Here is a 17,674-nt window from a genome sequence, read left to right on the forward strand (position 1 = left end):
CATGTCCGTTCCGCTGAGAATTTATATCACGCCGTTTGCCGATAGAGGCGTTCTCGAGCCTGCGCAATGGGATTGCGACACGGCCAAGAAGGCGGTTGATGTCGTCAATACGATCTGGTCGAAGGCCAAGATCGCATTCGTGATCAGTGATTCCGTGATGGAAAGGCCGCTGGACATGGCAAAGAGCCGGCGCAGCAGCGACGAGGTCCTGCTGGGTGTTCTGGCGTCCCGGCATGACCCCGACAATGCGGTCCACATCTACCTCGTCAATTCTATTCCAAATCTGAACGCCGGCGGGGGCTCGTTTCCGAACGGCGCTCCCGAGCCGACGAGCTTCGTCCAGTGGTATGGCAATGACCACGCCAATGGACGCGCCTGGGCACATGAGCTTGGGCATCTGATGGAGCTCGATCATGTCGAGATCGATTATTCCAACGAGAAGCAGGCGGCGCAGCGCGTCAAGAACCTCATGGTGCCTGGGTTGAGTGCAGGCAGCGATTTGACCAGCCAGCAGATCGGCACGGCCAAGGGGTCAAAGCTTGTCAAGAGATTTGGCGGCTAACCCGCGTCCGAAGCTCCACCATGCGATTGATCCGCGCAGCGTCGTCGCTGTCTAAATTAGATAAGCGGGCAGCCGCATTCGGAAAACGGGCTTGGTTTCTGTTCAAACACATGATCGAGAGCGCAAACGATGAAGTTCGAGCTCGGCCCAACCGTTTTGTTCTCCAGATTAGTGGCGAGCACGCCAATTCGGTTTCGTTCGCAATCCTTACCCTCCGATTGAAGGACTAGAAAATCCAACTTGGCCCGAAGCTGGCTTGCAGTCGCACGCATTCCACCATTGCGACCACAGTCCTTACAGTTGCGTCGCGACCTGGAAGCCTGCTGCTGCGGCTCACCGCGCGTGCATACAAGCGCTGTCACTGTTCCCGCCATCGTGCAGGCGACACCCCGAATTCTCGTTTGAACGCGCGGCTGAATGCTTCTCCGGATCCGTAACCCACTTCCTGTGCGATTTGATCCATTGGCTTGCAGGTTTCTCGTAGACTCACCTTCGCAGCCCGAAGCCGCCAGATGGTCAGATACCGGATGGGCGGCATGCCGATAAGCCTCGTGAAGCGGGCGACGAAGGCGCTCCGCGACATCGAGACTTCTCTCGCAAGGGAATCCGCGGACCACGGTCGTCCGACGTCGCGATGAATGGAGGCGAGCGCGCGCCCGATCTGCGGATCGGCAACCCCCTTCAGCCATCCGCTATCCTGACCAACGTATGTCACGGAATACTGCCGCATCGCCTCCACGAACAGCAATTCGAAAAGGCGCGACATCAGGTTTGACGAGGCGAACGAACGCAATCCGCACATCAGCGTTCGTGGCGACACCTTGTCATCGCTGTCCAAAGCTGAGGTCTGCGTGAACCCCTGACAGCACACTCGTGATAAATCCATTTCGGCGCATTTGAACCGTTCCAAACGCTCAACTGACCAAAAGAGACCTGCAATATAGGAGCAGTTCCATGGGCATTCCCAAAGATGGGACGGTTTCGGTCCGCATCACATGCGTTGGTCACGCCAGCCGACGCTGGAGAGGTGCCCGCACGAAGGCGGCGGCGTCCGCACTGAATCAGCGCCTGTCGGAATTCAGGGCGAAAACGATCTTCGACCAGGTCGATCCCATCGTCAAAATGCAGCTGCCGGGATTGCCCGTCGCGCTTGGCCAAAAGGCAGTCGGGAGCACGGAACCGTTTCCGACGGCCGGCGAAGATAACGCCGCCATCGATCGCAGTGTCGTCCTCATGGTCGACCTGGTTTGGACAGGTACGGGCGGTTACAAGAGGGTGCACCGTCCGCCTCGGCTTGTTTATGCGCCGAGCACCTTCTGGGAGATGAAAATCGCAGCGCTCTTTGGCGCCTCGGGTATCGGCGTCAAATCGAGCTTGCTCCGCGTGAAGATCAAGAACTTAAGTACAGGGCGCGAACTGTCGCTTTTTGGGCCGATTATCGGCGGTGATCTGACCATCGGACCCGGCATGTTCAAGAAGGTGCCCAAGGTGTCGCCCGTCAGCTTCGACAAGTTCGATCCCAAACAATTGCGGGATGCGCAAGTGGGCAAGCCCGTCGTGTTCACGACACCGCTCATGGACTTCGAAGACTGGATCAACGGATCGGAAGGCCAGCTCGTGCGGGTCGTTCACGGTCATCTTAAAACCGGCGTGACCAAGTCGCAGACCAGCTTTCTCCAGTTCGTCAGCGTCGATACTCATCCCGGCTCATTGGTCTTCGATCTGAAGGCGCTCGGTTTCTCGTTGGGTATTCCCGAGGTATCCAATCAGGTGCAATCCGGAACACTCAAAGCCGAAAATCATCCGTCAGACCAGTATCTCGTCGACACACCTGATGACGTTATTCCTGTCCAAGTCGCACAGCACCGCAGCGAAGGCCTTCTGATCAGCTTCCCAACTGAAAAACATAAATGGACGGATTTGAGTTCGAGCGAGCAAGAGGAAGTGAAGCGATTTGTGTTGAACAGAACGGCAGCCATTCGCGCTTTGTCTGACTTCAAGGATGTGGTCGCCCCGACGCCGTGATGGGGCGGGTAGCTGGCAGACTGATTTCCCGACGGAGCTGTGGCTTCGTGCTTCGAGGGCCGTCCAGTCATGGCCGTTGCGCCTGAACAGCCGGACACGGTTGCCGTCACGCTGGACGATCAGGCGATAGCCGGGTGGAATAGCAACATGCCGGCGATTCTCACGGTCAACGGGCGCGATTACCGTAAGTGGGAACTCGCGCGCTCGCTACGTTGCCAGTGGTCGGGGACCGCGCGGTGGGGTGGTTGGTAGCGATACCGCGCCGCAGCAATGGCGGTGGCGAGCCATTGGCGCGCTTGTTCTAACTGCGTAGGGTGCGCATTGAAAAAGTGAGAGGTCGATCATGCCCTTGCCGCGGCCCGTGCCTTTTGTAAGCCAAGCCTATGATCCCACAGGTTGCTGGTGGGCATGTGCACGCATGCTGCGGTTATACTACGGGGGCGGCTATGCCAGTCCGCAGCAGTTGCCGGAACTCGAGAACGAAGACGGCACTCATCAACGACTGGGAGGGGACGCGTATAACAAATTTATGAGAAACGAGGGTTTAAGCTTTCTTCACAAGGACGTTCCGACGTCCACAGCGAAAGATATCGACCTAGCGCTGACCGCGCTCGGGCCAATCATGGTCAGCTGGGGTGGAGGTCAACACGTATCGCTGGTCGTTGCCGTCCTCGGGCTGGACTTGTACCACCATGATCCCGCCGTTGGACCCAATCAAACGATGCCGGTGAACAGGTTCAATATTTATCGCACCGGTGGAGGCGGCGTCATGGGTGGAATGCTGGTGCGCGACCCGCAGCTCAACCAGTGGGCTCGATACCAGAAAGAACTCGTTCTCGCATCAGACGGAGTGACAAAAAAAGATGGATGGCCGACGGGCTGGTGGCGCGTGTGGGACGGCAGCACATGGTACTATTATCTCGGCAACGACAGTATCGCGATGTCGAGTAAGACGGCGCCGTCTTCGCCCGGCCCCCCGGCCAAGCCACACAACACCGGCAGGTGGGTTTTCACTGATCCGAGTACGCTCGCGATCACTTGGAGGCAGGCCGCCGGCACTACGAAGCCGTGCGTGGAAACGTTCTGGAACGCTTCGCGCGAGTGCGAGCGGATGAACGCGAATTCGAACCTGTACTCACCGCTTGCGGCGACACGGTTCGGGAAGTGAGGCGGTGCCGGAAGTCTGCCCACCGGCTGCGCATGCAAACTCATGCCTTGCAGCAGTTTTTCTTCGAGGACGAAAAGAAGCCAGCCTGAATCGATCAAAGCACAAGGCGCTCGCCGGTTTACGCCGGGCGGGTTTTCCCATTTCTGGGACAAAAAAAGAAACTGCCGTGTCGCGTCCGTGTCGGGAACGTAAAGCCGGCAGGTCCCCGGCCGCGAAGGTGACGCTCGAATCGTATCTGGCGCGCAGCAACTCAAACAGATCGACGCCATACACGGAGCGGCAAGTGTACAGCACTTCGCGCACTTTCGGCACTGACGGGCCTTCCGCGATCAGCCAGTCGAGGAAGCGTTCACCGTGCGGGAAATAGGCGCCTTCTTCCTTTACCGTGATCCAGCTGAAGTACATGGAGATCGGATTCACCACTGCCTCCGTTCTTGGTCTGGCTCAAACGACTAAGCCGTAGCTCGTTTGCTGGCTCTCGAGGCTCGCACAAGCACGAACAAATTGGTCCCGATCAACATTGATGCGCCGATCAGAAGCTGCATTGAGAGGTGCTCACCAAGAATGATCACGCCGAACAAGGCGACCCAGACCAGGCCTGTATACTCACAGGGCGCAAGAACACTTGCGGGTGCCGCGGTGTAGGCCTCATTGCGGAGATAGAGCGCGATGCCCCCGAGGCAGCCTGTGACTAGCAGCAGGGCAAGATCCGTCAGGCTGCTGGAGCTCGCAACCCAGGGAAGCGTGGCGCCGGTACAGACAACGCTGACGATCGGAAAGTAGAAGGCCATCGAGCTCCGGGTTTCTGTCTTGGACAGGATGCGCAGCAACAGTATGTACCCCGCTAGAAAGAATGCGCCGGCGATGGGCAACAGCGCCCGCCATTGCAGGACGATGTAGTCGGGTTGAAGAATAACCAGAGCGCTACAAAAGCCGAGAATAACGGCCGTCCACTGCTCAGGGGAAACCGGCTCGTTCAAGAACATGCGACACAACGCGACGACAATCAGGGGGGCAACGAATCCGATCGCGATGACGTTCGCCAGCGGCATCAAGGTGTAAGAAATGAAATACAACGCCATCGCAGCGAGCCCGCACAGAGCTCTGAGTACGTTGAGTGGGACCCGGTTGCTTCGCAGAGCGGGAATGCCGCCATCACGTGCAACGATCACCGCGACCGGCAGGAGACTAAAGAGATTTCTGAAGAATATGATCTCAAGAACGGAATGGTTGCTCGCCAACAATTTCGTCAGCACATCCATCGTCGCATTGAGAAGCATCGCGAGGAGCAGCGCCGATACTGCGTACGGTTGGCCTCTGCTCATCTGCGTCCTCTGACGGCTACGCTGGGTTGGTCGAAATTATCGCACGCGCGGCTCGCTGAAGTCAACCTGTAGATGTATTATGGTGGGACTTCGCTATGTCATTCTTACTTGACGGCGGAACTGCGTTCCGGAGGCCGTTCCACTCCCTTGCCGCAATGTCGTTGACGGCGGTGCGCATGCTCATGCGGCATCTTGCCGTCAGGAGTATCCGGTGAGGTTGTAGCGCCGCTGCATGAGCACAAGCACGATCGCTGAGAGCGGAAACGCAGTAGCCAGAAGAGGCCGAGCTGTTTGGCGAAGCCTCGAGCATAGGGCGCCTGTCCAGCTGGACATGAACGCTCAGCGCTGAGAGGCCGGAGATCCTTCGGTCTTGCGCAACGACAGCGGCACACCATGATGTGCCGTTTTGCCAGGGCGAGAATGCGCATCAGATTCGCCGCGGTCGACTCCCGGGGTCATGCGCCTAGATCCTCTGCCACGTGATTGCCCAGCCAGTGCGATGTTGCGATGATGTTCAAAGCGGGGTTGGCGGCCCCGAGTCGCGGAAAAAGTCCCGGCCCGGCAACATAGACGCGAGGAAGCTCCAGCACCTCCAGGTCTGTTGAGATGGGGACGGGCCCCTTATCGCCGATCGGATGAGTGCAGGCTTCGTGTTCGAAGGCCCCATAGGGTAGTTCGAAGCGGGAATAGACGTTGCAGCGATCGCTCTGCCGAACGGCAATCTGCGCCGCGTCGTGCTTGAACCATCGTATGTCCGAGCCGTTATGCTTGTCGCTACGCGCCTCCGCAGCGGTGCCGTGCCGCGAACGTAGTTCCTCCAGGCTGGAACCTGCCAACAGCGTTGCCCAATCCGACGTTTTTCGATGCACTTCGTTCAGCCGCGCTTCGTCGCGCTCGGAAAATTTCGCTCTGATATGCGTTCGCAGCGAGTCCTTTCCCACGAGTTCGACGCACAGCTCACTGTAAGCGTTCGTGCCGCCCTGCTGCTCCGCGACGGCATAGAGTTCGACAAGGCGATCTCCATTGGGCAGCGAGGGGCACTCCAGGAAGAAAATATTGGTGTTGAGTTCCGGCATGTTCGCGAATCCGCTCCACAACATGGAATGCCTGAATGGAGCAAGGCCACTGCCCGCCGGAAGGCGCAAGAAGGCCCCGGCACAGAAATGGTCGGTGATCGTGGTCTTGATGTTGCGGGCAAGCGAGCGAGCCAGGATTTGGATGTTGCCGATCGCGGAGGCCGCCAGGATGCAGGCGTCAAAGCCCGAGCACACGACGTGCTCGTTTTCGCCGTTCTGCGACATCTGCACATCCCAGCTTTTGTCGGTCCCGGGAGATACGGCCAGCACGCGTCCCCGCCTGAGCACAACCTGCCCAGACTCAATCATTGCATTGATCGATGCAATCGGGCTGTACGCCTCGAACCGTCCAGCCGCGTCGACGCGAGCGGCCTGCGGGACGTTATGGAGCCCATAGCCATTCGCGTTCCCGTTGAAACCGTCAGAATGAAGATTGGCATAGTCTCGTCTCAAACGGGACAGGACGGATGCATAAAGTCCGCCTTCGGCGCTCAGTCGGCGCTGCCATACTGGTCCCCAATCCGCCAGTTCATCAGGCTCGAGCTCGAGGAGCACGCCGTGGTAACACAGCGAGCGTCCGCCGAAACGCTCGGATAGGCCGCCGCCGGGCCCCCATCCCTCGCAGATCCAACTCCGGGATTTCTCATCCCCTGGATGGATGCTTGTGTCCCAATTGACGTGATGCGCGCGCGTCCGCGGACCAACCTCGAAGATCTCGACGTGACATCCGCGATTGGCCGCCTGTAGCGCGCATTCGAGTCCTGCCATCCCGGCGCCTATGACCGCGATGCGCGGCGCGCTGTTATTCGTCTTGATCATCCGCTTCACCATCCCGCAAGCCTAGCGCATCCCCAGCCATCCGGTCCCACGGAGCTCCCCGTGCTTGGATCGGGGTCTCGCCTTCTGCAAGAATCCGCCGCGGTCCAGGGCGAGACTGAAGCAGCAGGTGGGCCGGCCATGCGAGAGCCACCATTGAGGGAACTCGCCCTGATCGCACCAGGGGTGTCGCTAATCTCACTGTTATGCTGCCAAAAGTTCTCCTGCACGTCAGGCCTGAGGTAGGTTCGATGCGCCACGCGGTGAGGAGGTCGTGCAATTGCTCGGCGGCGTCCAGCAATGTACGGAAACGCCTCTGCGCTATGCCTGTGCAGGCGGCGGTCTCATCTGGGGGCCTCGCCGCCATCGCGACGTTCAAGTCGGTGATCGGCGTCACCAAGCCGCTATCGCGGTTGGCCGAACTATCACAATTCACAACGGTTCAGCCCTTTTCACATCCACGAAAATTTCAAAGATCAAAAGAGCCGCGAAAGAAAAAACTTTAGCAGGCATCGGCAGACGTGACTTCCGCTTGGACGTCCTCTCAAGATGCCCCAGCCGGAGGTAAGTCGGTCGATCGGAAATCGCTTTTAACGTGTGTTGTGGTCCCTAGAACGCGAACGGACCAAACGTTTCGATATGCCGCTCAAATATTCGATGTGTCGAGACGGGGCGTAAGGTCGCCATTGGCGGCGCCGTCTTCGGTCACGCGGAACTGCAGGCCCTTGCAGCGGGCATCGGTCAGTTCGATGCGCTTTCCCTTCTCGCGCTTTTGCAGCACGGCCTTGATGGTCTTGGCCGTAATTTCCTTGGCTTTGGTTTCCTTGGGAGCCGCTGTCATCCGGGTCACTCTTACGGGCGCCCTGGGTCACTTTGGGTCACGCAGAACGCAAAAACTGTGAACTCCAAAAGGATCGCCAGCGACGGGGCAAAATGCAGGGGAATCCTTGTAACTTATTGAAAGCATATGGCAGTAAATCGCGATCTACCACGCTGACTAGGGCCGGAAAACCAGCACGGTGTCGTCGAGCTCCTCGGTCTGCACGCGTCGCCGGGCGAGCTGGGTGAGGCCGCAGAGATCTCTGCGGCGTTCGGCGGTGAGATGTGCGACATCCCCATGGTCTCGACGAGGCGGCTCGTGAACTGGTGGTGCTTTGCCAGGACGGCTACAACAGGGCGGTGGCCCAGGCCAACGAGATCAGCGGCGAGTCGTCATACGCGCCGCGTTCGATCTGATCGCTCGCGATCAGCTTGTGCGCCAGCTTGGGCGTCCGGTAGTCGCGTAGCCCAAAGCCGCGACCAAACGCGTGATCGGCAGATCATGGCGGAGGCGAGAGAGACATCCCGCCTCCGTCGTCTTTGGGGCAAGGCACCGGGCGGCTGATTGCGGTGGACTAGCCAATGCCTCATTTGAAGATACAGCTATCAGTGCTCCAAGTGCCACGACGACAGATCCACGCATAGTGTTCTCCTCTTCTGCGTCCGGCGTTGCGGACTCTCCGTTTGATCCTTGACCGGGGCTCCGTCGCTGCGGATCCGGCTTCAGGCTCCATAGATAAGCAATTCCCCGCTGGCGGCGATCAGCCGAGCCTGCACGCCGGGACGTGAAGCGGCGATGTTTCGGATCCGCGACGCCGGCATCAGGCTGAACGCCGTCGAAAGCGCATCGGCTTCCGTGGCCGTCGGCGCGATGACGCTGACCGTGCGGTACAGGGCGGGACTGCGTCCCGTCGCGGGATCGAAGAGATGCGTGAACCGTCCTGAAGGGTCGAAGCGGAAGCCCGCTCCCGACGTGGTTGCGACCGCACGATCGATGAGGTCGACGGTTTCGGTGAGCGCGCCCGGTTCGTTCGGATCGGCAAGTCCGACGCGCCACGGCGTCCCATCCAGTCTGGTCCCGATGGCGCGTATCTCGCCCATGTTGACGAGCGTTGTCGACAGCCCGCTGCCGCGCAGGATATCCACGACACGGTCGGTGGCGTACCCTTGGGCGATGCCGTTGAGCGTGATCGCGGCGCCGCGCTTGACGAGCGCGACGCGATCGTCGTTCACGAGCAGGCCGCGGCGGCCGACTTTCGCCAGTGCCTCCGCCAGCTTCTCCGCCGGGGGCCCCTCGGGATCCGGCTTCTCCAACGAGAAATGCTCGGCATAGAGCTGCCATAGCGGTTGGACGGTGGGATCGAATGCGCCGTCGCTGAGCTCCGAAAAGCGCAGAGAGGCTTCGAGCAGGGCGACCATGTCCGGCTCGGGAGAGACCAGAATGCCACTACGGTTCAGGACGCAGATCGCCGAGTCCGCCTGATACAGGCTGAACTGCCGCTCCAGGCCTCGCACCCTTGCGAGGCAAAGCTGGACGATCCTCTCGGCCTCCTCCGGATCGGGATGGAATATCTCGATCGATACCTGTGCGCCAAGCGCGGATCCGCGCCAGCGCACGGCCTCGCCCGCGAGGGAGCGCCGCCCGCCGGCAAGGTACGCCGAGCCTGCAGCGGACGCTGCAATCGCGATCAGGCGCCGCCGCGTGAGATTTGCTTGTGCCATCGGTCGATCCCGGTCAATTGAGGCGCACATCAGAACGGTGGTCGGTTTGATCGTCGGCGGTGTCGCCGCCGAGCACGTATGCGCTCGGAATTTGCGCAAGCGTGACGACGTTGCCGCCATTGGCGGCGGCAAAGGCGTCCGCCGCGGAGCGATTGCCGAACGGCACCGCTTCCGCGGCACCCATTCCTCCCTGCCGGCGGCTGCCGATCACGAAGAACGCCGTCCGGGCATCGATCCAATTGGTCGTTCCCGGCTCGTCCCAGCTCGGCGCGCGCGCCATGTCCGAGACGTAGACGGCGCGGATATCCCGCGGCTGATCCGGCATCAGTGTGAAGGCCACGGTGTCGCGAACGGACGTGAACCAGAATGGATCGATCCGACCCGCGGTGATGATCTGGCCCTTGGGTCCGGGATGTTCGAGCAGGTTCATGCCGCAGAAGATGCCCATGGCCTCGCTGGTCAGCGCGACCGGCGGCGGCGGGGCGGATCGTTCGGCATCCTGATTGCAGCCGACGAGGACGAGCGCGACGATCACACACAGGATCCGCGGGATCATAGCTCCCTCCGAGCGAAGAACGTGGCCGCAAGTCCAAGCGGCGCGACGATCCAGACGATCAGCCCGATGATCAACGCACCGACGCTTGTCGTCGCGGTCCCGGCGAGCCCCGCCATTCCGGAAAACTGGCTGAGATTGAAACCCGTGAGGTTCGTCATCCGATAGAGATCCGTCGGATTGAGAAACAGAAGCCCCTCGAGGACCGACGCGGTGACGATCCGGCCCTGATCGACCACCAGGATTCCGAGCAGCGCCATGTCGAAAATGAGCACCATCAGCAGCCAGATTCCCACCGCCAGTCCCGCCGCAGTTCCGCGGTCGCGCACCAGGCTGCTGATCAGATAGCCGATTGCGACGAAGACCGCGCCGAGCATGATCGACGTCCCGAGCATGGAGGCGAACGCATACCAGCTCGCCGCCAGAACCGACGCGCCGGTGATGGCGAGAGCCGCGGCGGCGGCGCCGTAACCAATGACGGTCGCGAACGCGAGGATCAGGACGTGGCCGCAGAACTTGCCGAGGATCACCTGGCCCCGTCCTACCGGATAGCTCAGCAGAAGCATCATGGTGCCACGCTCCATTTCGCCGACGACGGCGTCGTGCGAGATCAGGAGCGCGATCAGCGGAAGCAGGAAGATCGTCAGGCTCGACAGGCTGACGACGACGACATCGAGCGCTCCCGCACCGACATTGCCGGTCGGGGCGCTGCCCAGGAACGTGAGCGACAAGGCGAGAGCGGCCAGAAGGAGCGTGGTCGCGAGCACCCAGCGGTTTCGCAGCCCTTCCTGGATCTCCTTGATTGCGATGATGACGATCGTCCTCACGCGGCGCTCTCCTGCGTATTCAGGAAATGCGCGTAGAGCTCGTCGAGGGTCGGCGCCGCGATCTCGATGTTGGTGACGGCGGGATCGCCGGCCGCAACGCGCAGCACGTCCATCTTGCGCGCTTCATCGGGCACCATCAGGACACGTCCGCGGGCGGTCGCAACGCTCGCCCCGTTCGTCAACGCCGGCGCAATGCTGGCGCCGGGCGCGAAATCGAGCGAGACCCTGATCGGCAATTGCGAGATCGAGCGCAGTTCCGCCAGTGTGCCATGCGCGACCAGAAGCCCGCGGTTCATGATCAGGACATGTTCGGCGCGATCCTCGAGCTCGTTCAGCGCATGCGACGAAATCAGGATCGTGGCTCCGTCGTCGCGCAATTCGTTCAGGATGTCGTAGAAAGTCTGGCGCAGCGCCGGGTCGAGTCCCGTTGTGGGTTCGTCCAGCAGGAGCACACGGGGCCGGCCGAGCAGCGCCTGCGCCAGTCCGAGCCGCTGCCGCATGCCCTTGGAATAGGTGCCGACCCGGCGGTCGGCCGCATCCGCCAGTCCGACGCGGTCGAGCAGCGTCCAGGCCGTCGACGGCTTGATCTGCTTCAGCCGCGCATAGAACGTCAGCGTCTCGCGTCCGGTCAGCGCGGCGTTGAAGGCAACGTTTTCCGGCAGGTAGCCGAGCAGGCGGCGCGCGGAAAAGTCACCCACGGCCGGATCTTCGCCGAGCACCCGGATCGCGCCGCGGTCCGGGCGGATCAATCCGAGCATCAGCTTGATCAGAGTGGTCTTGCCGGCGCCGTTGTGCCCGACCAGCGCGCTGAGCCGTCCCGGAACGAGTTCGAACGAGACGTCGCGCAGCGCGCGCACCGCGCGGTAGTTCTTCACGACGCCTGCGACGGAGACGGTCGCGCTCATCGTCCGCCCTCCGCGCCCGACGGCCGCGGCGGTGGAGCGATCAAGGGGTGGCTGTCGATGACGCCGCCCGGATAGAGGGCCGGAAACTGGGCCTGGGCCCAGCGCAGGACCTGGACGGCCGGGCTGTTGATCAGCACCTTGGCGGCAGGCGCGGTCCACAACACCCGGTCCACGAGGTCGTTGGGCCGATAGGCGGTGTCGGCGATGCCATCACCGTTGAGGTCGAACGCCGGATTGTCGCTCCAGTAATTGCCGCGCCCGGCCTTCGACCAATCGAGATCGCGGGTGCCGACATATTTCACCTGGTTGCGGTTGCCGACGAAAGCGTTCCCGGTGATCTCGTTGCCTTCGGATCCGGCGGTGAAATGCACCCCGACGGCGCAGCGCTCGAACCAGTTGTTGCGGAATCTGTTGTGGTTGGCGTTGTAGATGAACACGCATTTCTCCGGGCCGCTTCCCGAATGCTGTTCACGGCCCGGCTCGGGGACCATCGTCCGCTCGTCGTCCGGGCTCTCTTCTCCGCCGGCATCGACCGAATCCAGGCGGCCGCCCGTCACCCGGTTGCCGTCGATCTCGGCGTAATTGGCGTAGTTGAAAAGGAACCCGTGGTCGCGGTCGCGATCCGAGATATTGCCGCGGATCACCAGGCGGTTCGAATACATGATGGCGTAGCCGACATGATTTCCGACAGAGACGTTGCGGCTCACCTCGCTGTCGTTGGTATACATGTAGTGGACCGCGAACCGTACCTGCTCGAAGCGGTTGCCGACGAAACGGTCCTTGCGGCTGGAGATCGTGAAAATGCCGTCGCGGCCATAGCGGAAGGTGTTGTCCGCGATGGTGACATCCGGCGCGTTCCAGAGCGAGACGCCGTTGCCGGCCTCGCTGACCCGGCCGCCGCGGAGGCCTTCGATCAAATTGTGGGCGACCCGCGAGCCTGCGGCGCCGTGCACGTAGACACCGAACAGGTTTCCCACCAGGCGGTTGTTCTCGACCGTGGCGCGCTCGGCGGTCTTTTGCAGAAATATGCCCGAATTCATCGCCTGCAAATCGCGGCCCGATCCTCGGATCGTCACGCCGCGGATGGTTGCGTCCGCGGCAGACACGGTAATGACATTGCCTGCGCCGCCGCCGTCGAGCACGGCGCCCGGGCGTCCTGTCAGCACAAGACGTCGTTCGATGCGGATCGAGCCGTTGTATTCGCCCGGGGCAAGTTCGACGACGTCACCGTCGCGTGCGCGATCCAGCAACGCCTGCAGCGGCTGGCCCTGTGCAGCCGTCAGCGTCTCCGCACTGGCGGAGCCGGACAGTCCGGCGGCGACGAGCGCCGCCGGAAACATGCGTAAGGCGAGACGCACAATATTGCTCCAGGTCAGACCGATTTCGGCTCGACGAACATGCGGCCTTTCATCTCCATGTGCATGGCGTGGCAGAACCATGAGCAGTAGTACCAGTAGACTCCCGCCCTGTTGGCCGTGAACGAGACCGACGCGGTCGCCATAGGGGCAACCTCCATCTGGACGCCGTAGTTCACGATGCAGAAGCCGTGCGTCAGATCCTCGACCGCATCGATGTTGGTGATGTAGACGGTAACCTCGTCGCCCTGCCTGACCTGGAATTGCTCCAGCCCGAACGCCGGCGCAGTCGAGGTCATGTAGACGCGCACCTTGTTGCCGTCCCGAATGACCTTGGAGTCCGCTTCCAGGTCGATTCCGTCCGCCTTGGCCTGCTTGACCGCATCGGCAAACATCGGATCGGCCCGGTCCCAGATCGAGATCGGATTGATCTTGGAACGGTGGACGATGGTCGCGTCATGCGGCTCGGCGAAGCTCGGGCCGTCGTGGATCAGGGTCATCTTGTCGCCGGAGATGTCGATGAGCTGGTCGTTTTCGGGCTTCAACGGCCCGACGTTGAGGAAACGGTCCTTCGAAAACTTGTTCAACGAGATCAGCCATTTTCCATCCGCCTCCTTGGTCTGCCCCATCGAGGAGTGGTTGTGGCCGGGTTGGTAATGGACGTCGAGCTTCTGGATGATCGGATTGACCTTCTCACCCTTGAAGGCGCGTTTGGCGAGGTCGATGTTCCATTTGCAGATCTGGCTGTCGAGGAACAGGGTGGTGTAGGCGTTGCCCTTGCCGTCATAGGCCGTATGCAGCGGCCCGAGCCCGAGTTCGGGCTCGGCGACCACTACGTCGCGCGGCTTGATCTTGTCGTCGAACAGTTGATCGAACATCCGCACGTCCATGACCGTGACGGTGGGTGACAGCTTGCCGGCCGCGACGATGTGAATGCCATCGGGTGCGGTATTCATGCCGTGCGGATTGTTCGAGACCGGAACGTAGCGCGTGTAGGCGGATCCCTTGCGACCGTCGACCACGGGCACGCCGTTCATTTCCTTGAAGTCGCCCTTCTTGACCGCCTCCTCGATGCGCTTGAGGTTGAAGATCACGACCCAGTCCTGCTCGTTGGCGGTCATCTCGGCCAGGGTCACGCCTTCCTCTGCGTTGTAGCAGGTCGCGAAGGCATATTTTCCCTGGTAGTCGGCATCGACGTTGTCGAGGTTGCCGCTGACGATCACCTGCCAGGCGACCTTCATGGTGTCGCCGTCGATTGCGCTGAATATGGAGTGATATTCCTTGGGATTGTCGAGGATCTTCCCGTCGTTGGGCAGCGGCACGCCGTCTTCGCCGTTGCAGAACACGTATCCGGTGCGCGGATATTTCTGCACGCGCAAGCCGTGGACCGTATGCTGGTTCGGCAGCTCGATGATCTTGTCGCACTTCATCACGTCGAGCCGCACCCGGGCCACGCGGGTGTTGGCCTTGTCGTTCATGAAGGCGTAGCGGCCGTCATAGGTGCCGTCGGTGAACGAGATGTGTGGGTGGTGCAGGTCGCCGTTCGTGAAAGTGCCGCCGCGGCTCTTGAGAAATTCGCGGGTCGCCGGCTGCAATCCTTCGGTCAGCACCTTCAGGCTTTCGTTGGTCTGGCCCCAGCCGGTGGCGCTGCAGCGGTTGAACACCGGGACGCGCATCAGTTCGCGCATCGAGGGAAGACCGACGATGCGCATTTCGCCGGACTGGCCGCTTGAGAAGAAGACGTAGTATTCGTCGAGTTCGCCCGGCGCGACGTCCGTCTTTTGCACCGCCGGCCGTGCCGCAGGGGCCTTCGGCGCCGCCGCCTTCGTCTGGGCATCCGCAGTCGAGACAAATCCGGTCCCGTCCTTGGCCACGACCGCTCCGACGGCCAGGCCGACGCCTGCTGCGGCTGCCGTCGTCCCAAGCAAGGTTCGTCGGCTGACGCCTTTTCCGTTTTCGTTGTCGCGCATAGTAGCCTCCTCGGCTTTCAGGTTGCAGGTGGTGTGGTGACGCCGGCAGAAGGCGGGCCTACAGGCTTGCCTCCGGCGGTGATGATTGTGTTCGGACCCTTGCCGCCGCCGCGCATCGAGGGCGAGGACATGCCCTCGCGCTTCTCGCGCTTCAGCCGCACCTGAATCATGTGCGGGCAGCGGTGATCGTCGAAATAGAGTTCCTGACAGTGCATGCAGTAGATGCACTCGTTGACGTTGATGTGACCCTCGGGATGGATGGCCTGAACGGGGCACTCGTTGGCGCAGCGCTGACAGGGCGAGCCGCACTCCGGCCAGCGCCGCAGCCACTCGAACATTCGGATGCGGCCCGGAATCGCCAGCGCCGCACCAAGCGGACACATGTAACGGCAGAAGAAGCGCTCGACGAACAATCCGGCCGACAGGAGCGTCAGCGCGTAGAGCACGAACGGCCATTCGCGCGCGAATTTCAGGACGATCGAGGTCTTGAAGGGCTCCACCTCGGCGAGCTGCTCGGCGAAGGCGGTGGAATACAGCGACATGCCGAACAGGCCGAGGAAGATGATGTACTTGATCGGCCACAACCGCTCATGCAAACCCCAGGGCACCCTGAGCTGAGGCACCTTGAGCGCCTGGGCGACGTTGTTCAGCAATTCCTGCAGGGCTCCGAAGGGGCACAGCCAGCCGCAAAACGGACCGCGTCCCCAGAACAGCAGGCCTGCCGCGATCGCAGCCCACAGCAGGAAAATGAGCGGGGCGGACAGGAAGTATTCCCAGCTGAAGCCCGTCAGCAGCGAATTGGCAAAGGTCAGGACGTTGACGACCGAGAGCTGGGCATTCGCGTACCAGCCCAACCAGACGAGGATGAAGAGCAGGTAGCTCCGACGGACCCAGACGTACACGGCCGGGTGGCGGACCAGGACATTCTGAAAGAAGAAGATCAAGGTGAGGGCGCCCAACGCCGCGAGGGTCGTTCCGATCTTGACGACATCGGCGCGCCAGATCCGCATCCACAGCGGCTCCTCATCGTCCGCGGGCGGCGGCTGACCGGCTTCGTGCGTCGCGACAGCCGGCGACTTCGCGGGAGCGGCCGCTGCGGGTTGAGCCGGCGGCGCCGCCGCGAGCTTCAGATAGCCGTCCGGCAACGTGTAGCCGATGTCGAAGGTGACCAAAGCCTTGTCCCGGGAGCCGACGACGCGCTGCACCAGGAGTTGCAGCGTCCAGGGTTCGGTTGGATCGAGCGCGAGCTCGGGCGGCACCGTAAACAGCGCGATTTCCGGAAGGTCGGGCGCGCCTTCGGCGGCAAGGCTGCCGAGCCGCGTATGGTCGCGGTCGCGGAAGCGGACACTGTTGGTTTCCTGGATCAGCTCGATGCGGTCGAAGATTCCGCCGCGGACGTAGGCGGCTCCCTTGAACGAATAGCGGCCGGATCCGGCGACGATCAGCGCCTGTTGTCCTGGCTTCAGTCGGCCGGCCAGCCGATTGTAGCCGTCGTCGCCGAGCAGACTGCGGCCGATCGTCGGAACGGCGACGTCGGCGACATACAGATCGATGAAGATGTCGTCCGGATCGCCTTCTTCCGGATTCGCCGTCGCGGCGGCGTTGCCGGTCTTCTCGAACGCCTTGTTCACGTCCGCGACCGAAAGCAGCAATCTCCGCACCGAGCCATCGCCGATGAGAGTCTGCCAATCGCGGATCTCGCTTTTCGCTGGATCGATGCTCTTCGAGGCTTGCTGCTTCACGCTCGCCTCCGCGCTGCCCTGGGCGCCGAGCCGGCCGCTCCTGATCAACTTCGTGGCAGAGCGGACGATGCTGTCGCCGATCACCAGCACGGTCACGGTCGCACCGCTGACGATGTCGACCTGCGGTGCCGGCGCCGCACCGCGCGCGACGCTTGCCATGTCGGAACCGATCAGCTTGTTGACGGCTTCGAGAATGCGTTTCTCCGGAATGCCGACGAGAACGATGGGTTCCTTGTGTTCGACGAGTCTCAGTCCCGTCAGCACGCCCTTCGGATCAATGCCGACCAGAAGCTGAATCGGCTTGCCGGAATAGCCCGTGGCATTGGCGAAGTCGGAGTTGAGATAGACAAAGCCTTGCAGCTGGTCGCCGCGATAGACGGGAATGACGGGAGGGTCGCCCTGCGGCGAACCGAAGCGGTCGGCTCCGGGAAAGAAATCGGTCGGCGCCACCTTCGGCAGATATGAAGCAAGGCTGCCGGCGAGGGCCGCCTGGGTCCACAACGACACGCACACCGAAAGCAGCGTTGCCAGGATCAATCCGGCTACGCGTCGTTCGAAGGCAGCGAACGGACGCCGGGCCATGTGACACCTCAAAGCAGAACGGCTCGCCCCGGCGAGGACGAGTGTTCCATCGAATTTTGAATGCAAAAGCGGGATGTCGCCGTTGACAACGCAAACCGGGTCCCAACTTCAATTGATACCCGATGAGGTGACCTGTCTAGCCCGAATAAAATCGGCCGAGCTTGCGCTAGCTCAAACAAGCGCCAGACAGGCTGGACCCAGATGCGGCCCCGGTGCAGGTTGATCGT

Annotated in this window: 16 protein-coding genes; 4 read left to right on the plus strand and 12 right to left on the minus strand. The window is 61.8% G+C overall.

The features are described from left to right. Position 1 precedes the first annotated feature (1 nt). A complete protein-coding gene (locus JQ591_RS18900; RefSeq protein ID WP_211397510.1) occupies positions 2-562 on the plus strand; it encodes a hypothetical protein in 561 nt (186 codons plus the stop codon). A gap of 358 nt (positions 563-920) precedes the next feature. Here JQ591_RS18900 and JQ591_RS18905 read toward each other — a convergent pair whose 3' ends face one another. Then, positions 921-1,400, minus strand: coding sequence for a helix-turn-helix domain-containing protein (locus JQ591_RS18905; protein WP_249137244.1), 480 nt, complete (start codon positions 1,398-1,400; stop codon positions 921-923). A 116-nt stretch (positions 1,401-1,516) separates the two neighbouring features. On the opposite strand from JQ591_RS18905, the gene JQ591_RS18910 reads away from it, so the two are divergent. Together JQ591_RS18910 and JQ591_RS18915 are read left to right on the plus strand one after the other, a co-directional pair. Then, positions 1,517-2,587, plus strand: coding sequence for a hypothetical protein (locus JQ591_RS18910; RefSeq protein WP_211397511.1), 1,071 nt, complete (start codon positions 1,517-1,519; stop codon positions 2,585-2,587). Between the two features lie 343 nt (positions 2,588-2,930). After that, positions 2,931-3,755, plus strand: a complete 825-nt coding sequence (locus JQ591_RS18915; RefSeq protein ID WP_211397512.1) for a papain-like cysteine protease family protein — start codon at positions 2,931-2,933, stop codon at positions 3,753-3,755. Here the strand turns inward: JQ591_RS18915 and JQ591_RS18920 are convergent. The 4 genes from JQ591_RS18920 to JQ591_RS18935 form a co-directional block, all read right to left on the minus strand. After that, positions 3,723-4,175 carry a hypothetical protein gene (locus JQ591_RS18920; RefSeq protein WP_211397513.1) on the minus strand — a complete coding sequence of 151 codons (453 nt, stop codon included), beginning with the start codon at positions 4,173-4,175 and terminating at the stop codon, positions 3,723-3,725. The two genes, JQ591_RS18915 and JQ591_RS18920, sit on opposite strands and share 33 nt — an antisense overlap. A 32-nt stretch (positions 4,176-4,207) precedes the next feature. Continuing rightward, a complete protein-coding gene (locus tag JQ591_RS18925) occupies positions 4,208-5,080 on the minus strand; it encodes a DMT family transporter (RefSeq protein ID WP_211397514.1) in 873 nt (290 codons plus the stop codon). A 455-nt stretch (positions 5,081-5,535) separates the two neighbouring features. Further along, the gene (locus JQ591_RS18930; RefSeq protein ID WP_211397515.1) at positions 5,536-6,975 is read right to left on the minus strand and encodes an FAD-dependent oxidoreductase; all 1,440 of its coding nucleotides are present in this window, start codon (positions 6,973-6,975) and stop codon (positions 5,536-5,538) included. 643 nt (positions 6,976-7,618) lie between these two features. Beyond that, on the minus strand, positions 7,619-7,813 hold the full coding sequence (locus JQ591_RS18935; protein WP_211397516.1) for a hypothetical protein: 195 nt from the start codon (positions 7,811-7,813) through the stop codon (positions 7,619-7,621). A 263-nt stretch (positions 7,814-8,076) separates the two neighbouring features. Between JQ591_RS18935 and JQ591_RS35590 the strand changes: the two genes are divergently transcribed. Beyond that, on the plus strand, positions 8,077-8,208 hold the full coding sequence (locus tag JQ591_RS35590) for a hypothetical protein (protein ID WP_283817795.1): 132 nt from the start codon (positions 8,077-8,079) through the stop codon (positions 8,206-8,208). A gap of 306 nt (positions 8,209-8,514) precedes the next feature. Here JQ591_RS35590 and JQ591_RS18940 read toward each other — a convergent pair whose 3' ends face one another. The 7 genes from JQ591_RS18940 to JQ591_RS18970 are packed head-to-tail and all read right to left on the minus strand — an operon-like array spanning position 8,515 to position 17,447. Next, positions 8,515-9,513 carry an FAD:protein FMN transferase gene (locus JQ591_RS18940; RefSeq protein ID WP_211397517.1) on the minus strand — a complete coding sequence of 333 codons (999 nt, stop codon included), beginning with the start codon at positions 9,511-9,513 and terminating at the stop codon, positions 8,515-8,517. A 13-nt stretch (positions 9,514-9,526) separates the two neighbouring features. Continuing rightward, a complete protein-coding gene (locus tag JQ591_RS18945; protein WP_211397518.1) occupies positions 9,527-10,069 on the minus strand; it encodes a nitrous oxide reductase accessory protein NosL in 543 nt (180 codons plus the stop codon). Further along, the gene (locus JQ591_RS18950; protein ID WP_211397519.1) at positions 10,066-10,893 is read right to left on the minus strand and encodes an ABC transporter permease subunit; all 828 of its coding nucleotides are present in this window, start codon (positions 10,891-10,893) and stop codon (positions 10,066-10,068) included. Before JQ591_RS18950 ends, JQ591_RS18945 begins: the two co-directional genes overlap by 4 nt. Beyond that, positions 10,890-11,798 (minus strand): ABC transporter ATP-binding protein, encoded by a 909-nt coding sequence (locus tag JQ591_RS18955; RefSeq protein WP_211397520.1) that lies wholly within the window; start codon positions 11,796-11,798, stop codon positions 10,890-10,892. Before JQ591_RS18955 ends, JQ591_RS18950 begins: the two co-directional genes overlap by 4 nt. Further along, complete coding sequence (locus JQ591_RS18960; RefSeq protein WP_249137282.1) at positions 11,795-13,138, minus strand: nitrous oxide reductase family maturation protein NosD; 1,344 nt, start codon at positions 13,136-13,138, stop codon at positions 11,795-11,797. The genes JQ591_RS18955 and JQ591_RS18960 overlap by 4 nt, the downstream gene beginning before the upstream one ends. 32 nt (positions 13,139-13,170) lie before the next feature. Further along, entirely contained in the window at positions 13,171-15,123 is a 1,953-nt protein-coding gene (gene nosZ, locus JQ591_RS18965; RefSeq protein WP_211397522.1) for a TAT-dependent nitrous-oxide reductase, read from the minus strand. Positions 15,124-15,140: 17 nt separating this feature from the next. Next, entirely contained in the window at positions 15,141-17,447 is a 2,307-nt protein-coding gene (locus JQ591_RS18970; protein ID WP_211397523.1) for a NosR/NirI family protein, read from the minus strand. Positions 17,448-17,674 lie beyond the last annotated feature (227 nt).

This window comes from Bradyrhizobium canariense (assembly GCF_018130465.1).
GTDB classification, from domain to species: Bacteria; Pseudomonadota; Alphaproteobacteria; order Rhizobiales; family Xanthobacteraceae; genus Bradyrhizobium; species Bradyrhizobium canariense_C.

Coding starts and splice junctions, on each gene's coding strand:
- JQ591_RS18910 (WP_211397511.1), top strand. CDS start 1,517: ATGGGCATTCCCAAAGATGGGACGGTTTCGGTCCGCATCACATGCGTT.
- JQ591_RS18970 (WP_211397523.1), bottom strand. CDS start 17,447: ATGGCCCGGCGTCCGTTCGCTGCCTTCGAACGACGCGTAGCCGGATTG.
- JQ591_RS18945 (WP_211397518.1), bottom strand. CDS start 10,069: ATGATCCCGCGGATCCTGTGTGTGATCGTCGCGCTCGTCCTCGTCGGC.
- nosZ (WP_211397522.1), bottom strand. CDS start 15,123: ATGCGCGACAACGAAAACGGAAAAGGCGTCAGCCGACGAACCTTGCTT.
- JQ591_RS18935 (WP_211397516.1), bottom strand. CDS start 7,813: ATGACAGCGGCTCCCAAGGAAACCAAAGCCAAGGAAATTACGGCCAAG.
- JQ591_RS18900 (WP_211397510.1), top strand. CDS start 2: ATGTCCGTTCCGCTGAGAATTTATATCACGCCGTTTGCCGATAGAGGC.
- JQ591_RS18915 (WP_211397512.1), top strand. CDS start 2,931: ATGCCCTTGCCGCGGCCCGTGCCTTTTGTAAGCCAAGCCTATGATCCC.
- JQ591_RS18940 (WP_211397517.1), bottom strand. CDS start 9,513: ATGGCACAAGCAAATCTCACGCGGCGGCGCCTGATCGCGATTGCAGCG.
- JQ591_RS18930 (WP_211397515.1), bottom strand. CDS start 6,975: ATGATCAAGACGAATAACAGCGCGCCGCGCATCGCGGTCATAGGCGCC.
- JQ591_RS18960 (WP_249137282.1), bottom strand. CDS start 13,138: ATGTTTCCGGCGGCGCTCGTCGCCGCCGGACTGTCCGGCTCCGCCAGT.
- JQ591_RS18955 (WP_211397520.1), bottom strand. CDS start 11,798: ATGAGCGCGACCGTCTCCGTCGCAGGCGTCGTGAAGAACTACCGCGCG.
- JQ591_RS18925 (WP_211397514.1), bottom strand. CDS start 5,080: ATGAGCAGAGGCCAACCGTACGCAGTATCGGCGCTGCTCCTCGCGATG.